20 protein-coding genes are annotated in these 17,910 nt (G+C 40.5%); 8 read left to right on the plus strand and 12 right to left on the minus strand.

The genetic code is table 11. The annotated features are described in order from the left end of the window. Positions 1 to 12 precede the first annotated feature (12 nt). From BRLA_RS19650 to BRLA_RS19670, 6 genes are all read right to left on the minus strand, one after another. Entirely contained in the window at positions 13 to 690 is a 678-nt protein-coding gene (locus BRLA_RS19650; RefSeq protein ID WP_003334659.1) for a 3D domain-containing protein, read from the minus strand. 110 nt (positions 691 to 800) lie between these two features. Further along, complete coding sequence (locus BRLA_RS19655; RefSeq protein ID WP_003334658.1) at positions 801 to 1,082, minus strand: YuiB family protein; 282 nt, start codon at positions 1,080 to 1,082, stop codon at positions 801 to 803. A 263-nt stretch (positions 1,083 to 1,345) separates the two neighbouring features. Continuing rightward, positions 1,346 to 1,495 carry a YuiA family protein gene (locus BRLA_RS24075; RefSeq protein ID WP_003340833.1) on the minus strand — a complete coding sequence of 50 codons (150 nt, stop codon included), beginning with the start codon at positions 1,493 to 1,495 and terminating at the stop codon, positions 1,346 to 1,348. A gap of 193 nt (positions 1,496 to 1,688) precedes the next feature. Further along, complete coding sequence (locus BRLA_RS19660) at positions 1,689 to 2,165, minus strand: NUDIX domain-containing protein (RefSeq protein WP_003334656.1); 477 nt, start codon at positions 2,163 to 2,165, stop codon at positions 1,689 to 1,691. Positions 2,166 to 2,289: 124 nt separating this feature from the next. Continuing rightward, positions 2,290 to 2,544 carry a hypothetical protein gene (locus BRLA_RS19665; protein WP_003334655.1) on the minus strand — a complete coding sequence of 85 codons (255 nt, stop codon included), beginning with the start codon at positions 2,542 to 2,544 and terminating at the stop codon, positions 2,290 to 2,292. Positions 2,545 to 2,555: 11 nt separating this feature from the next. Next, positions 2,556 to 3,755: an NAD(P)/FAD-dependent oxidoreductase gene (locus BRLA_RS19670; RefSeq protein WP_003334654.1), complete on the minus strand. Its 1,200-nt coding sequence runs from the start codon at positions 3,753 to 3,755 to the stop codon at positions 2,556 to 2,558. A 369-nt stretch (positions 3,756 to 4,124) separates the two neighbouring features. On the opposite strand from BRLA_RS19670, the gene BRLA_RS19675 reads away from it, so the two are divergent. From BRLA_RS19675 to BRLA_RS19695, 6 genes are all read left to right on the plus strand, one after another. Beyond that, positions 4,125 to 5,147, plus strand: a complete 1,023-nt coding sequence (locus BRLA_RS19675) for an NAD(P)/FAD-dependent oxidoreductase (RefSeq protein ID WP_050816491.1) — start codon at positions 4,125 to 4,127, stop codon at positions 5,145 to 5,147. 145 nt (positions 5,148 to 5,292) lie between these two features. Continuing rightward, positions 5,293 to 5,565 carry a hypothetical protein gene (locus BRLA_RS23855; RefSeq protein WP_003334652.1) on the plus strand — a complete coding sequence of 91 codons (273 nt, stop codon included), beginning with the start codon at positions 5,293 to 5,295 and terminating at the stop codon, positions 5,563 to 5,565. Positions 5,566 to 5,825: 260 nt separating this feature from the next. Next, positions 5,826 to 6,491, plus strand: a complete 666-nt coding sequence (locus tag BRLA_RS19680) for a PspA/IM30 family protein (RefSeq protein WP_003334651.1) — start codon at positions 5,826 to 5,828, stop codon at positions 6,489 to 6,491. 102 nt (positions 6,492 to 6,593) lie between these two features. Further along, positions 6,594 to 7,004 carry a DUF350 domain-containing protein gene (locus tag BRLA_RS19685; protein WP_003334649.1) on the plus strand — a complete coding sequence of 137 codons (411 nt, stop codon included), beginning with the start codon at positions 6,594 to 6,596 and terminating at the stop codon, positions 7,002 to 7,004. A 12-nt stretch (positions 7,005 to 7,016) separates the two neighbouring features. Then, positions 7,017 to 7,523 (plus strand): DUF4178 domain-containing protein, encoded by a 507-nt coding sequence (locus BRLA_RS19690; RefSeq protein ID WP_003334648.1) that lies wholly within the window; start codon positions 7,017 to 7,019, stop codon positions 7,521 to 7,523. Between the two features lie 12 nt (positions 7,524 to 7,535). Further along, positions 7,536 to 8,330: a DUF4247 domain-containing protein gene (locus tag BRLA_RS19695; protein ID WP_003334647.1), complete on the plus strand. Its 795-nt coding sequence runs from the start codon at positions 7,536 to 7,538 to the stop codon at positions 8,328 to 8,330. Between the two features lie 72 nt (positions 8,331 to 8,402). Here the strand turns inward: BRLA_RS19695 and BRLA_RS19700 are convergent, their stop codons facing one another. The 3 genes from BRLA_RS19700 to BRLA_RS19710 all read right to left on the minus strand — a co-directional run bounded on the left by BRLA_RS19700 (position 8,403) and on the right by BRLA_RS19710 (position 10,072). Then, positions 8,403 to 9,146 carry a metallophosphoesterase family protein gene (locus BRLA_RS19700; protein WP_003334646.1) on the minus strand — a complete coding sequence of 248 codons (744 nt, stop codon included), beginning with the start codon at positions 9,144 to 9,146 and terminating at the stop codon, positions 8,403 to 8,405. Positions 9,147 to 9,306: 160 nt separating this feature from the next. Then, entirely contained in the window at positions 9,307 to 9,663 is a 357-nt protein-coding gene (locus tag BRLA_RS19705; protein WP_003334645.1) for a HesB/IscA family protein, read from the minus strand. A gap of 193 nt (positions 9,664 to 9,856) precedes the next feature. Further along, entirely contained in the window at positions 9,857 to 10,072 is a 216-nt protein-coding gene (locus tag BRLA_RS19710; RefSeq protein WP_003340846.1) for an aspartyl-phosphate phosphatase Spo0E family protein, read from the minus strand. Between the two features lie 245 nt (positions 10,073 to 10,317). Between BRLA_RS19710 and mqnE the strand changes: the two genes are divergently transcribed. Next, entirely contained in the window at positions 10,318 to 11,421 is a 1,104-nt protein-coding gene (gene mqnE / locus BRLA_RS19715) for an aminofutalosine synthase MqnE (protein WP_003334643.1), read from the plus strand. 85 nt (positions 11,422 to 11,506) lie between these two features. Here mqnE and BRLA_RS19720 read toward each other — a convergent pair whose 3' ends face one another. Beyond that, a complete protein-coding gene (locus tag BRLA_RS19720; RefSeq protein ID WP_003334642.1) occupies positions 11,507 to 11,755 on the minus strand; it encodes a YuzB family protein in 249 nt (82 codons plus the stop codon). A gap of 193 nt (positions 11,756 to 11,948) precedes the next feature. Here BRLA_RS19720 and BRLA_RS19725 point away from each other — a divergent pair, with 193 nt between their 5' ends. Next, a complete protein-coding gene (locus BRLA_RS19725; protein ID WP_003334641.1) occupies positions 11,949 to 13,016 on the plus strand; it encodes an NAD(P)/FAD-dependent oxidoreductase in 1,068 nt (355 codons plus the stop codon). Between the two features lie 205 nt (positions 13,017 to 13,221). On the opposite strand, the gene BRLA_RS19730 is transcribed toward BRLA_RS19725, so the two are convergent. Both BRLA_RS19730 and BRLA_RS19735 read right to left on the minus strand, forming a co-directional pair. Then, positions 13,222 to 16,242 carry an EAL domain-containing protein gene (locus tag BRLA_RS19730; protein ID WP_003334640.1) on the minus strand — a complete coding sequence of 1,007 codons (3,021 nt, stop codon included), beginning with the start codon at positions 16,240 to 16,242 and terminating at the stop codon, positions 13,222 to 13,224. Positions 16,243 to 16,730: 488 nt separating this feature from the next. Beyond that, complete coding sequence (locus BRLA_RS19735) at positions 16,731 to 17,828, minus strand: YheC/YheD family endospore coat-associated protein (RefSeq protein WP_003334639.1); 1,098 nt, start codon at positions 17,826 to 17,828, stop codon at positions 16,731 to 16,733. Between the last annotated feature and the right edge of the window lie 82 nt (positions 17,829 to 17,910).

The raw sequence follows: 17,910 nt of genomic DNA on the forward strand, positions 1-17,910 counted from the left end.
GTCTTTTTCTTGTTAATTCGTAATTCTTGCAAATGCTTCTACACCATCTTTATTCAAGGCCTTCATCATTTCCTCGTTTACAAAACCTTTTCCACGATGGATAACAAAGACCTCTACTTCACGCTTACCCCACTGGCTGTATACGTCATTTTTTGTATCGAAATACAAATCGAGCTTCTTACCACGGATCGCTCCACCCTTATCTGCAACTACGCCATACCCATAGCCGGGAACGTACAATACCGTCCCAAGCGGGAAAACTTGCAGATCAGCAGCAATCGTGGAGTATGTCCCGCGATGTACCTTTATACCTGAATACGTGATGCCATACGAGGGATGTCCCGGGCTTTTTCCAGTTGATTCTACACCTGCATAATAACCAGTAGCCACCACCCGTACCTTAGGATATTGGTTTAAAATAGCTGTTTCATCTGATTTATTTATTCTGTTTCCTAATTTTCTGTTCTGCGGTTGATCGTTTTTTTGGGTGTCCATATTTGTTTCTGTCATGGAGCTAGAAAGCACATATCTTTTTTTAATCATTTTATAGCCTTCTTTTTTCTCGTGCAAACCAAGTGAACTGGTGGTGCCTCCTGCATCAATGATGGTAGAAGAATAACCGTATGACGTAAAATTAAGCAGGAATGCCATACTAATCGTGAGTGAACTCACAAAACGTACCCATTTCATCTTCTATTTGCCTCCTCTCATCATCTAGTCATTTCCAATAGTGAGAGAGGATATACATTATTTACTAGGACACAAAAACACCCCCTGATTACTCAAGGGGTGCTAACCAATTAAAACATCCGATATCCTTTTCTACGTAAGGTCTGAATCGTCCAGCCACTGGCAAAAGTCCCTACGATTCCAGCATACAATACAACATAATCCCAAATAGATGGGGGTGTATCTTTTACAATAAGGGAAATGACTACATAACCAATTAGTCCAATCGTAAGAGCAAAAGGAAGCCATGTCGTTCTTAAAAGCATATTTAAAATAAAACCGATGCCAAAGCCTAAAATACTAAATAACACAATAGAGATGATAAGTGTTATTGGATTTAATGCCATAAACATAGCAGGAGATACCTCCGAATTTGGTTTATATTCTGACTTTAGTGTATCCAAAAGTGCTTTAGCGGTCAATTGAACAACTTCCAAAGAAAATGCTTATCAAGGCTCCCAGCTTCTTATGTCCCGAAGAGGAGTAAATAGAAATGATAGAAACGAAAAAAGTAGCCCTGCATCCTCTGATGTAGTGGGCTACTTCAAAATATGTTCCATTCAAATTCCATTCATACTCTCTTCCATTCTATCTCCTATTTTTTGCTCTAATGCTCTTATGATTGGAGCGGTTGAAGTTCCTTATACAATTCGCTATTCATCCCATTGCCCTTGCAGCTTGGACAATTTTCTGTTCCGCCAACCGCTACATGAAAGTAGCCCTGACCGTTACAATATGGACATGCTTCTTCAGTATGTTTCCTCATTGTTCCTCTCTCCATTTCGCATTCTTTTATTTTCAGATAATTTAGTTTTTAAAATAATAACAGCATTTCTACGTAATTTCCACCTTTATTTCCTTGGAAAAAGAATCAAAAAACCTGATGTAAGCGGAATCATCAGGTTTTTTCTGATTATTTCAGAGCGTATTTCAATAAAGCTCGGCATCTTGTACAGCATTTAGGTAAAAATTTTATAACTTGAGTAACCAAATATAGGATCAGGTACATATGATTCTCCCACGAGATAGGATGACATCGTAGGAATATGAGGCAAGATAATCTGAATATACTCTGTCGCAAGCGGATCTGTAAGCAAGTCATTAATGGGCATAAAGGTAGCGATTTCAATCTCACCTTCCTGAGGCTGTGGATCACCTTCAACATAATCCATCAGAAATACAATCATGTTATCGCTAATCTCCTTACGAATTACGCCTGTGCGCAGGGCTGCAACCTGACGTACACGTGCAACTATACCTGTCTCCTCCAACACTTCTCGCACCGCGGCTTCGTCAACTGTTTCATTCGGTTCTACAAAACCAGCAGGAAAAGACCACTTCCCCTTTAATCCACCATATGTTTTCTTTACAACCAAAACTTCATTGCCTTTAACTACGATGCCGCCAGCAGCAAGCCATACCTTAGATTCTCGCATTGTATCCTCCTATCTACTTCTTTCATGTAGTATACGCTATCCGTACAGCACAAAAAAACCCTCCTATCTCTAACAAATCCCTAGAGACAGGAGGGCTTACCGTCTTTTCTATTACGAGCTAAGGTTATTCTTCCTCATGAATATCCAATAAACCATGGTCAATCATGTACCGCAAATTCTCCTGATCACGCTCTCGACCTTTTTCTTTTAAGCGTTCAATGGCCGGCATTATCAGACGATCCACTTCACTTTGAATGTGGTAGGACAAATCATAACGTTCTTGTTGCTCCAGATATGCCCCAATTTCCATAAGCGCATTATATCGGTCTAACTCTTCGCGTGTAAGAAGTCCTCTTACCTGTACACTAGCATGGCGCATTCGCTACTCTCCTAGAGACGAATTTTTTTCATGACCATTCCAATACCGCCGATTTTGTAAAGGTAACGAACATCACTACCTTTTTTCATCAATGCGGCAGATAAACCAAATAATTTTTTCTTATTAAAGATGATACCCATTCCCTCACCTTTACCAAGTGAAGCAAGAGTACCTTGTAAATTCGGTACAAAAGGTGCCATTGTTAGTTTTTCGCCACGAACCAAAGCTTTTAGGTTGCGAGCTACGTTCTCGCCCTCTTGAATTGAAATTTGAGCTGTTGGAGGATATGGACGACCTTCAGCATTAAATATCAATGCGCAGTCACCCACGACAAATACATTCTCATAACCAGGAGCACGCATGAATTCATCTACTTTAACACGTCCGCGCATTACTTCAAAACCAGATTGTTCAACTACAGCATTTCCGCGAACTCCACCTGTCCAAATAACAGTTTTCGATTTAATTTCTTCTCCTGTAGCCAAGATTACACCGTCTGGCGTGCATTGTTTGATAGGTGTATTGATCTTGAATTCTACACCTTTGCTACTCAATAGATTCATTGCATAGTCAACTAGATCCTTATCAAATCCAGGCAATGCGGTTGGAGCTGCTTCAATGCTATATACTTTCACCAATGATGGATCAATGTTATATTCACGGCAAAGCTCAGGGATGCGGTTTACCAATTCACCTGAGAACTCAATTCCAGTGAACCCTGCTCCGCCAACTACAAATGTCAAATAATCTGTACGTTCCGGTTCACTATTATAAGAAGCAAACATATATTCAATGTGTTCTTTAATCTTTTGAACTGCATTGATGCTGCGGATTGTAAGTGCATTTTCTTTAAGACCTTCGATACCAAATGTTTCTGGATCGCTACCAAGACCAATAACCAAATAGTCGTATTCTAGCTCTGTTCCGTCTTCAAGCGTTACTTTTTGTTGTTCGCCAGAAATGTTAGAAACGGTACCTTTAATTACATTTACTTTATTTTTATCAATGATTTCATTTAAGAAAATTTGAGCTCGACTAGCTGGCATTGTACCTGCTGCCGGCTCATGAAGCCATGTAGTTAAATAGTGATAATCATGCTTGCTGACTAGAGTCACTTCTGCTTCATTATGATTTAATTTTTTTTGCAATTCACAAGCGGTGGTAACCCCGCCATAACCTGCGCCCAGGATTAGAATCTTTGGTGTGCTCATGGATAAACTCCTTCCATCTCTCGTTACAAATTTTAAAAAATCATCTTACATCATGTGTTTTTTTTCACGATAAAAGATAGTATTTATACTGTTCCCTGCATCATAGAAAATAATTGCAATAGTGGTTATCTAAAATAATTACAGTGAAAATTAAGCATGTCACAGTGAAAAAGATCAAATATCTGTGAAAAATTGCACATATTTCACCAACACAAACTAATAATAGAGACATTTTTCATGGTTTGCAAGTAGTTTTTGACACAAAATTGCCGAATTTGACTCTAAATTGTTGTTGATTCATACTTTCTCTTTTTTTTCAGGTGTTCGGCTGTATATAATAGAAAGTGGCTTAGCATTTTTATAGTGAATATGGAGGTGTATGGGACTTTGAGTTCATTAAAAAGAGATGAGCAGGTATACGATCTAACAATTATTGGTGGAGGTCCCGCTGGTTTGTTTACGGCTTTTTACGGCGGTATGCGTCAAGCGAGCGTGAAAATCATCGAAAGCATGCCACAATTAGGCGGACAATTAAGTGCGTTATACCCCGAAAAGTATATTTATGATGTAGCAGGATTTCCAAAAGTGCGGGCGCAAGAATTGGTAGATGGCCTAAAGCAACAAATCTCTCATTTTACCCCTACCATTTGCTTAGAGGAAAAGGTTGAAGATGTAGCAAAGCAAGCAGATGGAAGCTTACAAATTACTACAGACAAAGGGATGCATTACTCAAAAGCTGTTATTATTACGGCTGGAGTCGGTGCGTTTGAACCTCGTCGTCTGGAGCATCCCGACTCCATGAGCTTTGAAAAAACAAATCTGCATTATTTTGTTACTGATTTAAACACCTTTAAAGATAAACGTGTTGTTCTATTTGGTGGTGGAGATTCCGCTGTTGACTGGGCAATGATGCTGGAGCCGATTGCGAAAGAAGTACATATCGTTCATCGTCGCGATAAATTCCGCGCACATGAGCATAGTGTAGAGAAAATGATGGCTTCTCGGGTGAATGTACTCACTCCTTATGAACTATCCTCCATTAAATCAGACCAAGGCAGAATCACGAGCCTTACGATTGAGCATAACATCAGCAAAGAGTTAACTGAAATCGAAGTAGATGATGTCATTGTGAACTTCGGCTTCATTTCATCCCTAGGACCTATTAAAAATTGGGGAATTCAGCTAGAGAAAAATTCCATTGTTGTTAACTCAAAAATGGAGACTAGTGTTCCAGGCATTTATGCGGCAGGCGATATTGCTACCTATCCAGGCAAAGTTAAGCTGATTGCAGTTGGGTTTGGTGAGGCTCCTACGGCTGTTAACAATGCGATTGCCTATATCAATCCAAATGCCAAGCTACAACCAGGCCACTCCTCCAGCATGAATTTATAAAACAGCTTCAAAAACCGCTTACCGATATAGACAGAACATTGTCAATTCACAAACTTCTTTTCAACCCCCTTCCCTTTTCATTAAGAAGGGGGTTTTTTGCATAACGTTTCTTCAGCTCGCACACTCTATTTCTAGGAGGTGCGATATGAATAGCTCCATATGCCCCATTTGCAATGGATTTCGGGAATTATTAGAACGCTGTCCCAATTGCCGTAGCTATTTTCAAGACAAAGGAAAACTCTCCGATTATCAAGGCGATTACAGTCCGTATGTCTCCATTGACGGTAGTAAGAGATCAAACGGCTATGCTGATTTAATTCCTCAGCTCTGTTTACATATATGTAGCTGTACAGAGTGTGGATGCTCGAAAATAGTACCCGTGCAGGAGCAAAGCTTAGCTTCCATTCACTTAGAGTAGGCACACTCATATTGAGTTTGTGCCTTTTTTTATGTTCTGCACTTCTTTTTTACCTTCCATTTCGAGTAAAATAAGAAAGGAACAGCGTGTAAGGGGCTTTTTGTAAACGTCTCATCAGGCTTTGAGCAAATGAGAAATAATTTCTTGTTTCCTAAATGAAACTTCTCTCGACTACAGACGTAATACAGAGTATAAGCGCTAAAATGCTAGGGCCTATGGGCCTAACTAATATGTTTGCTACTAACAAGGAGGAATGCTTTGTGTCATTCTTTAAACGTCTACGTGATTTAACCATGTCTAACTTGTATGCTCTAATTGAAAAAGCAGAAGATCCAATTAAAATGACTGACCAATATCTACGTGATATGCAGCAGGATTTAGAGGATGCTGAGAAAGCTGTAGCTGCTCAAATCGCTCTTGAAAAAAAATTCAAGCTGCTGTATGAGGAACAAGAAGCATTGGTTCAAAAGCGTGAGGAGCAAGCACACATTGCCGCTCAAGCTCAAAACATTGATCTTGCTCGTCGTGCATTAGAAGAGAAAAAATCAGCTACTGCAAAAATGGAAGAATACAAAGCGAGCTATGCAAAAAATAAAGAAGCCGCCGACAACCTGCGCTTGAAGCTAGAAGAAATGCGTAAGCAAGTGGTGGAATTGAAAAATAAACGTGAAACACTAGTGGCTCGCGTGAATGCAGCAAATGCGCAAAAAAATATCAACAAAAGCATGGCTGGATTTAACAGTGATACAGCGATGGCTGGCCTTAAGCGTATGGAAGATCGTGCCCTTCAACTAGAAGCTGAAGCAGAGGCAAGCGGTGAAATTTACAAAAAACAAACCTCGCTAGATGATGAAATTGCCCAATTGCATAAAGATAAAGTAGTAGAGGATGAACTAGCTGCGCTACTAAAAAAATATCAGGGGTAAACCGCTTTATGCGGCCCCCCTTTCTTCTTTCTGTTACTTATTCCACGTTTTTTCACTGGATATTACACGCATCATGCGTCAAAATGATAAAGGAGGTTTCGTATGCTTGGAGATTTGAATATTTTACGAATGATCGTCTGGACTGCCTCAGGCGCTCTCTTGCTATGCCTCTTGATGTGGATCGACACTCTATTCACCAAGTATAAGGACATGGAAGAGATTAAGCGAGGAAATGTAGCCGTCTCCACTCGCTTTATTATGAAACTGCTTGCTCAGGGCTATATATTATCGCAATCATTATCTTTATCTAACGATTTAATTCAGGGACTACTCGTTTCAGTCGTATCTTTCGTGTTATTATTTGTTCTCGAAAAAATCATTCAATTTAGCGTATACCAGATAGCAGGTCTTGACTTGAATAAAGGAACACAGGAAGGAAAAGTAGCCCATGCGCTCTTTTCTGGCTCTCTTCATGTTACCGGCGCCTTTATTATTACCGCTTGCCTGCTGTAGGAGGAAATGCATATGAGTTTTTTTCAACGTGTTAAAAATATCCTAAAAAAGCCTGAGCCTCCCCTTGTTGAAAAAAGTATCCTGACTGTAGGATCAGGCGATATTGTGGAAGTCTCGTTCGTTACCTACCAAGTTGTAGGGCGCACTCGTAATCCGAAACGAAACGCCATTATGCTAACCTTACAGGATGGTAACACCCTGCGTTATTTAAAAATTGAAGAACGCGAGAAAACCAGCTATGAATTGTATACCCCAATTGACGGTCGACTTGACTCTCCTGATGAGGTTCCTACTATTATCGAGTTAGATGACATTGAGTATCATTTGGAAGAGCAATTCGATGGAAGAATGACGGCACAAGGAAAAACACCATTTTCTTCGGATGGTGAACAATATGTCTGGGAATTCCAATCCGATAACCGCAAGCTATTGCGCATTGAATGGCAAGACGGACGCTTTATGTTGTATGAAGGAGAATTTATCATCCCCGCTGATGTAAAAGTACTCCGGGGAGTGTAGGAGGGAGGCCTCATGTGGCAAGCATTGTCAAAATTCTTAAAGACAACCCTCGTCCTCTCTCTGGTCGCCGGACTCTTAACTGGTTGCGCCGATCAGTCGGTTGGATCATCTTATCCACTAGAGAAGATTACGAAAAACGGGGCCGAATCATCGCGCATTTATCGCGCGACAGACAAAACGGTTCCTGAGGTTGCCAAGGAGCTGGCTGAAAAGCGACAGCCCAAGGAAATTTCCAAGGAAGATTTAGACCACATGTTTCTTATCTATTCCGATGAATGGTATCATCTGCAAAAGGATGAAGCTAATCCGAGCGATACCATCATTGAAGTAGATAGTAAGGAATTCGTTCAAAAAAATTATAATATGTCTTTCCTAGAAGGTTACTTCTTTGCCTCTGTTTTAGGTGATCTGTTTGATTCGATGAAATCCAAGGGTCAAGGTAACTATCGTGGCTATTCTAGTCGAGATATCTATAAATCAGGGTCCGATTACCAAACCCCCACAAAAGAGGACAAAAAGACATTTGCACCTATTACTACAGAAGGCAAGGGCTCAATTCTGCGCCGTTCCTCTGATAATAGTGGAAAATCGTCTTCCTCTGACGGTAGTATTTTTAAGAAATCTGATGCTGACACAACGAAATCTAAGGGTAAAATCATCCGAGATTCTCAAAGCGACAGCGGAGGCAGTTCATGGTTTGGCAGCTCTTCGTCCTCCAAAAAGGACTCCTCCATGTTTGACCGCCCACGCACCAATTCTCCACCAAAGGTTAAAAAGGGATTTGGCAGCATTAAGCGGCGTCGATGATTTGTCATCGCGGACAATAGATAGCTATAGCTTAAAAGGACCCAAAGAGACATCCTCTCCCGGGTCCTTTTGTTATTCATCTGGTAATCCTCTGTAACGTGCCGTGCGCAATTCTTTTTTGTAAGCCGCTAGTTCATCTGCTGGAAGCCCCTCATCAATCGCTACTTGAATAGCGAATTCTACATCATACGGAACACGTACAATTGACATTGAGAAACTACTTGGTTGTCGCTTATGTAGTTCGCCCTCCAATACCATATAAGAAGGCTGTGTCATATCCAATGGATTTCCAACACTTCCCGTATTACATAACGATTTTGCTTTTAATCCTTGAATAAATGCATGATGCACATCTCCATAGATGACTACATCAGGTGTATGTTCTCCTTTTCCCGTTGCTTCCGTGTTATCGAACATAGCCAGACGCTCCTCCAACGGGGCAGTGAAGCGAACACGATGGAAGACACTATCTGCAGAAGCGTGAAACAATCGAATCAATCTGCCACTCATCCAAAAATCATATGAAAAAGGCAGGGTATTCAGATAACGAATCCGCTCTTCTCCTAAGCGTTGTTGTTGCCAGACAAACGCCTCATCCTCTGTAGGATTTCCGATGAAGTCATCCCAGTTACCACGCACTGTAACGGAACACTTTTCTCTTATCATGTCGACCGCTTTTTCTGGTTCAGGTCCTTTTCCAGCCAAATCTCCTAAGCAATAAATCTCTTTAATTCCGCGCTTCTCTATGTCGTTTAGCACAGCTTCCAATGCTGGTATGTTTCCATGAATATCAGAGATTACGGCTATCCTTTCCACGTATTCTCCTCCCTCTCTCACTCAAGTAACAGCTTCTTGATTCCATTCTCTCGTGTAGTAAAAAAATAAAGAGAAGCCTCTTGCTCATGTATGAATTCCCCTACACAAGGCAAGAAGGCCTTCTCTCTGATTGCGGAGCTCGCTTGTTAGTACAAAGCACTTACTCGCATTTTTCAGCTTTTCCCTCGTAATCACGCGTACGGAATGAAGCACCACATCCACAAGAAGCAACGGCATTCGGATTCTCCATCGTAAATCCGCCGCCCATCATGGATTCCTTATAATCAATTACGAGTCCTTCAATATATTTATAGCTCTCGGCATCAACCGCTACTTTAAAACCCTCATACGTAAAAATCTGATCGCTCTCGCTCGTTGATTCATCCGTTCCCATGCCATACGAGAAGCCGCTGCATCCACCTTCTCTTACGCCAACGCGCAAAAGGATATTGGGATTATTCTCCGCTTCCAGCAATTCACGAATTTTAGCACTTGCTTGAGGTGTGAAGTTGATCATTCTATTCCCCTCCTCGATCAACAATTATAAAATCCTGTTTTTTTATTATAAAACAGCTTCCCTTAAGTATACAAAGAATTATATAGTGCAACAAGGTAACGATGCACTTCTCTAAGTAAGAATTTTCGAAAACAAAGTGAAATAAAAAGACAACGCCTGTAAGACGCCGTCCATAAAGTATATAGAGCAAACCTCAAGCGAAATGGGTTCGATTCTCAAATATATGAAGGTGGAAAGGCTTATCATTGCAGAAGGTTACTTCTTTTTCCATTTGTAAAAGCTGATTGTGTAACAAATCAATTTCCCGGCTACAACGTAATACCTCTGGGTGATGTAACCCATATTGGGTCCCAATTTCTACCATCTGTTGGCGAAGGAGTTCCATTTTCTCGAGTAATTGTTCCCGCATTTTCTCTCCCCCCTCATGTAGCTATATCTCACATTTTACTTTAGAATAAAACCCTCTGCAAACAAAAGTCACTATTTGTTCTGTATATTTTGTACAATTTTGTGTGTTGTTGTCAAGTTTTTAACTTGTCACAGTAAAAACTTAGAAGGTTGTTGCATTTATCAAAGAAGCTTATAATAGAGATACTTTAATTGATGGAACGATCATTGGATTGTGTATTATATAACTATTCAGGAGTTGAAAATATGTCCTTGCTTACAATAGCTTCGCAAGATAAAACGCTGGCATCGATTGCTGAAAAAGTCTTACATCGCGAGCGTCTTACCATAGAAGATGGGCTAGCCCTTTATGAATCAGACGATGTGTTTAGTATTGCTCAACTAGCTAATTTAGTGAACGAGCGTATAAATGGAAATAGAGTTTACTTTGTTCAAAATATGTATATTAATCCGACCAATGTATGTGAAGCTAAATGCCGCTTTTGTGGTTTCCGCCGCGATCAGGATCAAGAGGGCGCTTACACGATGAGTTCAGAAGAATTGCTTCACTATGTAGGAACGCGTTTTAACGATGGCATTCGTGAGTTCCACATCGTTGGCGGTCATAACAATCATGTTCCTTTTGACTACTATGTCGACACCCTTCGCACCTTAAAGAAGGCTTATCCAGATGTAGCACTCAAAGCTTACACCGGAGCAGAAATCGAATTTTTTAGCCGTATAGCTGGCATCAGCATGGAAGAAGTGCTAAAAGAATTGATGAATGCAGGTCTTGAGAGTTTGACAGGTGGCGGTGCCGAAATTTTAACGGAACGATACCGTCTTAAAATGAGTCCCGAAAAAGCAAGCACAGACGATTGGTTGCTTGCACACCGTACAGCTCACGGACTGGGTATGCTGACCCCATGTACAATGCTATACGGCTCCATCGAAACGAAAGAAGAGCGTTTAATTCATATGTCGCGTATCCGTGAATTACAGGACGAGACAAATGGATTCCAGGTCTTCATTCCTTTAGCTGTCCAACCAATGAAAGCTACAGCAGGTATTAGACGCCGTACTTCTGCGATGGACGACATCAAGACAATTGCGATTAGCCGCCTCATGGTCGATAATGTAGATCATATTAAAGCCTACTTTATTAATATCGGTACACAATTAACCCAGCTAGCTTTACGTGCTGGTGCATCAGACGCCCACGGTACCCTAGTAGAAGAACGTATCAGTCATGCTGCTGGTGCTTTATCTGACCAAGGGATCACCAAGGAAGACCTGATCTGGTTAATTAAAGGTGCAGGTAAAATTGCTGTAGAACGCGACACGCACTATAACGTGATTAAAGAGTACTAATAACAAAGAACGCTTGATTGAAGATGACCACTGAAGTGGACTTTTCAACAAGCGTTCTTCTTTTTAATGAACATCCCTCGGCCGATTATTGCCATTCCTGAACAAATTCCTGTATTTTTTCTTTAATTAATGTCAAAAGCGAATCCGTCGTTTCCGCTGTGATGAAATCTCCATTAACTAGCGCAAATGGTTGCATGTAGCATTCGCCACAGTGTCCTAAACAGCCATATTCCACTACATCCACATCCAAGTCAGGATCATTTTCTAGTGCATCCATGACTGTTTTGGTATAAGAAATGACATTGCTTGAACAAAATTCCACTAAAGCTTTCATGGGCCCCTCCTATTCAAAAATTATTGCAGTTATGTGAATATTGGAACTCGACCTAAACAGACGGTAGAGTTATAATGATTGGGGACGACTTCAAATTATATCATTTTCCTTATGCGTTTAAAAGTTTCTGTTGCACTTCCATTGTTTAAAATGGAACCGTTTTAAATATGGCATAGAAAGGATAAGACTTCCTATGAGACGACTAGTTATCTTAGGTGGTGGCTATGGGGGCCTACGCATCATCGAACACATACTTACCCCAGACTTGCCGGCAGATGTTTCGGTGACGCTAGTAGATCGTATGCCTTTTCACGGTTTAAAAACCGAATACTACGCGTTAGCAGCCGGAACAGAACCAGAAAGTAAAGTGCGCGTGCCCTTTCCAAGCGACCCACGCTTACAGATTAAACACGGAGAAGTTATTGACATCAACCTAACTGAGCGCTTGATCCATTTTGAAAATGAAGAAAAATTAGAATACGATTGGCTCATTCTTGGATTGGGCTGTGAGGATCGTTATCATAATATTCCGGGAGCCGATCTATACACACACTCTATTCAAACATTGGGCTCTACTCGTCGCGCTTATGCAGCGATCAATAATATTAACCCCTATGGTTCAGTTACTGTTGTCGGCGGTGGTTTAAGCGGTGTAGAAATAGCTGCTGAATTACGCGAGAGCCGTCCAGATCTGACCATTCGTTTATTGGATCGTGGGCCAAGCATTTTAAGCCCTTTTCCGAAAAAATTGCAGGATTATGCTTCTGAATGGTTTATTAAAAATGACGTTGAACTTATTAATATGGCTAATGTAACCTGTGTTGAGGATGGTGTGGTTTATAACAACAATCAACCTATAGAAAGCAATGTCATCGTCTGGACAGCAGGTATTCAAGCCAACCGCATTGTACGTAATCTGCCTATTGAGCATGATAATAGCGGACGAGCAATCCTCAATCCTTATCACCAGATACCTGATTATACCAATGTGTACGTCGTGGGTGACAGTGCCAGCTTACCTTATGCCCCAAGCGCCCAGCTTGCTGAGATGCAAGGAGAACAAATCGCCATGGTATTAAAAAGTGAGATGAAGGGCGAGGGTTATCCTAGCGTAATGCCTGCTATTAAGCTTAAAGGGACACTAGGCTCTCTTGGCAAAAAAGAAGGTTTTGGCGTAATGGGCAAAATGTCGCTTGTAGGTCAAATGCCGCGTGTAATGAAAAGCGGTGTCCTTTGGATGTATAAAAACCATTTAGGTTAACTTAATTGAATGAATTTTGATACAACGACCGTTCTGACTTTTTAAAGGAGCGGTTGTTTGTTTCTCTGCTCAGCTATAACTCCATATTATAATATCAAAATATTTATACTATTACATTATATTAAATCGGCAAATTGCATCTTGAGGAAGTGAAAAAAGAAAACCCGGATTATATACCGGGTTTTTTGTCTATTATGATGCCTTGTTATTTGCTTACATTCTCCAATAAATTAGCAAATTCATTTGTATGAAGCGGAGGACTAAAATAAAACCCCTGCATCTCATAGCATTGCTTTTCCGTTAAGAAGCTCTTCTGTTCTTCTGTCTCTACTCCTTCCGCAATTACATTCAGCTTTAAACTCCTAGCTAAGGCAATAATATAGGAAACAATCTCTGCATCATCAGGATCAACTGTAATGTCACGAATAAAGGAACGATCTATTTTAAGAGTATCCACGGGAAATTTCTTCAGATAGCTAAGGGAGGAATACCCCGTCCCAAAATCATCAATAGATAAATGAATGCCTAATTCCTTGAGCTCATGCAAGGTAGTAATAGCCGTCTCTACCTTATGCATAGTGACACCCTCTGTAATCTCCACCTCTAAATATTCCGGAGCAAGATTGGTTTCTTGCAAAACTTTGGCAATGGTTGCAACGAGGTTACGCTGTTGAAACTCAACAGGAGAAATATTAACAGCTACGCGTACTGGCTTTAATCCAGCTTGCTGCCATTTTTTATTCTGAATACATGCTGCTTTGAGAACATATTCATCCAACGTGACGATGAATCCCATCTCTTCGGCTAATGGAATAAAATCACCTGGTGAGATCAATCCTAGCTTAGGATGCTGCCATCGCACTAATGCCTCCATCCCAATTAACTCTCCTGAGCTTAAATCAAAACGGGGCTGGTATTGTAAAAAAAGCTCATTACGATCGATTGCATAACGTAAATCCTGCATGAGAGTCAGCTTCTGAAAAGCACTTTGCGTCATAGCAGGCGTATATAATTGATAAATATTTCCGCCCTTTTCTTTTGATCGGTATAAAGCTGCCTTGGCATTTTTCACCAATTCTAGCTGTGTGGTTCCGTCATTTGGGTACAAGCTAATGCCAATGCTGCAAGTCATTGTTAAACTTTGACCCTCCATCTCAAAAGGAAGCGCAATCTTATCTAGTAGCTCTTGTGAGAGTTGAGCGACATCCTGAAGGCTAGATATTTCCGGGAAAATGAATTGGAACTCGTCTCCTACCAAGCGGCAAAGGGTATCCCCCTCACGCATATGATCAGCCAAACGTGCGGCGACTAATTGCAGTAGACGATCTCCTGCCGCATGCCCCAATGTATCATTAAATACCTTAAAGCAATCCAAATCTAAAATGACCACAGCTAGCATACTCTCCGTGCGCTTTGCCTGAGAAATAGCTAGGAGTAGACGATCATCAAACAATACCCGATTTGGCAACCCTGTCAGCGAGTCGTAAAAAAGCTTTTGGCTCATCATCTCTTCGTGTTTTTTCCGATCTGTTAAATCCTTGAATATCCAAATTCTCCCGTAATCATGCTGTTGAGATGAATCAATCGGTCCTGAGTAGACCTCGTATACTCGTCCATCATAAAAGCTTATCTCCACTGTGTCAGGTTGTAGCCTGTTCACTTGAGCAAGATCAAAAAGGGCTGTTGCCTGATGATTATTCTTAATTTGCGACAACATGTACATAAGCCAATGATTGGCATTATTTTGTTGCTCCACATGTTCAGGTATCTTCCACATTTCCCTACATTTTCGATTGTAATGTACAATTTGATTCCATTCATTAACAATCAGCATACCGTCCATCATCGATTCGTGTGTCGCTCGCAAAATAGCATTATTTTTAATGAGCTGCTCTTCTGCCAATTTGCGTTCTAGCTCAGCAGTGGCTCTGGACGTAAATAAATGTAACATGGAATCAATTAATCCTGGATTGGTGATTGGCTTGCGGCTCATAACAGCAAGAATCCCCATTGGACTGCCATTAGAATCATATAAAAGCTGTCCCATTAGGGCTTCCGCTTTAAAGAAACGAAGCGATTGATCGAGCGGATATATCTGCTGTACACCTTCTACCACACAGATTTCCCCAGATTTGATCACCTCTTCAGTAGGAGAATGAGCAATATCGTACTCGATGTTCTCTAAATAAGCTTGCTTATCACTTATGGATATCGTAACTGCACGACCTGGTTTACCCTTATGTAATGCTGCAATAAATGCGTAATCCACTTCCAAAACATCTATCAATGAGCGACTTAGATAGTGAAAAAACTCTTCCCCCATCTTATTTGTAATCCCCTGAGTCACTACGTGTAGCATTTCTTCAACTTGCTTTTGCTCAGTCACATCGGTTAAAAAACCAACAATTTCTGTTACTTTTCGATTATTTGTATCACAATTCTGAATGATTACGGGTTTTAGATGTCCATAATACAGCCTGTTATCAAGTGAAATCTGAAAATCAACTGTTTCTTGCAAAAAGGCACGCTCTACATGACTTTTTATTATTTTTACCATGTTCGGTAGCATTACATCTTCAAGGGACCCCTCTTTTATGCCCACTCCAAAACGCTTAGTAAGTGCTCCCTCAAATAATGTAACGGTAATTTGGTTATCTTCTCGTTTTTCAAAGGAAAACAGGACGTGAGGCAGAATCGATAAACTAGTTTTACATTTTTGTGCATACAGTTTCTTTTTCTGCTCCACACGCTTTGACTGCGTAATATCTAACACTGTACCGACAATCTCGGTTACTTTATCGCCTTCCAAAAGGGGGGAGATTTGCGTAATATAAAAGCGTTCATTCTGCTCAAACTCAAACCATACACAGCATCCAGAGAATGCTTCTTCAAATTTTTGCTGAGCAAAGGGAGCTATATCAGTACGGAAAATTTCAATAACAGTTTTCCCCTCTACATCCTTTGTTGTAACTCCTAAATCCTCTGCAACCTTACCTTCCGAAAAGGTGAGAACAAAAGAGCCGTCCTCTTGTCGTTTACCTGCAAAAATTTGAGTTTGTAGTGTTTCAAAGATTCTTCTATGCTGCTGTGTTAGTTCTAGTAGCTTATTTTCCATTTGAGCTATACTTCTTTGTAAATTAGCAATTTGACTCTCCTGCTCTCCAATGGTGTGAAGACGCTCGTAGTTCCTCAATTGTTGCGGGGAATCATAATCTCTGTCAGACATGAGCTACCTCCTACCCTTACACCTTTTCCTATGAATGTGGATGTTATTCTATCCACTCAAATACTCCTCATTACCATTCAAACTATCTGTTTGATCTAGAGTAGACTTGCTTTATACATGCTGAAGGCTAGTAAAGATCGCATCAATAGCACTTTGATATTCGACTTTTTTCATATTAATTCCTGCCTTGTGTCCCAAAAAAACGGGTTTTTCTTCCTATATATTTATAAGTAAATGATATATTCTTTATTACGTATATATTCTATTATAATGTTCTTTTCAAAAATATTTTACCCTTATGCCCACTTATCTAGCAAAGGCAAGATTTTTGTTATCTCTGTCATCTTTACAACGTAAACAAAGCTACAGATGCCACCTACTGTTCTCACAATAAGTAGACTCCTGTAGCTAAATGACTTTTGAGCAGTTATCCCGTTCATTTTGCATTCTGGCTTCTTCGTTCGTTTTGCTTCCGGTAACGTAATTTTTTACTTATCATTTCTCAGAATTTTTTCCTTGTCAGCAAGCCACATGGCATAGGCTAAGGGATTACGAACTGCCTTTTTATACAGCTTAGCTTTTCCCATTCCTAAAAAGATATCGCGGCCCGGTTTTGGATTTACCTCTATTAGCCAAATTTGCCCTGCCGTATCTATCCCGATATCCAAACCAAATTCTAACATTCGACCATACTTTTCCTCTAATTTCTGGACTGTGTAATAAGCTAATTCATGACATTCCTGTAAGATTTTTTTACCTTTATCTTCACCAAATCTGTTGTTCATGAAGCTGGTAAAGTCAGTGGCCTTACCACCGTTATGCAGATTAGAGGTAGCACTGTTCAACAGTCCAACCCTTACTCCTAAACCCGTAACACTCCACTGTCCCTGTTGATTTTTCTGAATTAATAAGCGCGTATCACTTGGCCTGTTGGGCAGTAATTCTAAATCTAGACCTTGTTGAACCATAAAATGACCGTTACGAATTCGTTCCTGATCCACCCATAGATTGACCCGCTCGACCAAAGCATCTCTAGATGTTACCTGCCATGTTTTACGTTGCAAATTCCGATTCCTGCCAACTAGTAAAAAACCACCGTTTCCTTTAGAAATTTTAAGAACACTGCGGCCACCTGTACCGTTACCCGGTTTTACATAAACAATCGCAAAATTCTCTACATATTCCTGTAAGGCCTCTTTTGAATACATTTCGGTTTGCGGCATCCATTTTCTCATGGTTTTATTTGTCCATAGATATTTTGTTATATTCCATTTGTTAGAGAAAATGCTGTTTGCATATAAAAAATGCTGTTTACGGCGAAAGGATAAGTATCCGGGTTGCCTAGTTCGGCAACGATCTATGACCGCGTCTGGCCATCTAAACCACTTACTTCTCCAGCCGCCATGTTTATCCGGTACATATCCCCTGACTCGTTGTTTTTTGACCAATACATCACGATGGGAAAATAGAAATACTGATGCGCCTAGCTTTTTCCCCTGATGGATCAAATTCCGAAAGTATTTGGGTTCCTTAAACGTCGTTCCTTCTCTGCTTGTTAAAATTCCAATCAGTTTTTTATTAGCCATTCTCATCCACCTTTTTTATCCTTGCTATCTCCAGATTATGAATAGGCCGACACTGAAGTGAATTGAAACATAACACGATTTT

The organism is Brevibacillus laterosporus LMG 15441, assembly GCF_000219535.2.
Taxonomy (GTDB): Bacteria; Bacillota; Bacilli; order Brevibacillales; family Brevibacillaceae; genus Brevibacillus_B; species Brevibacillus_B halotolerans.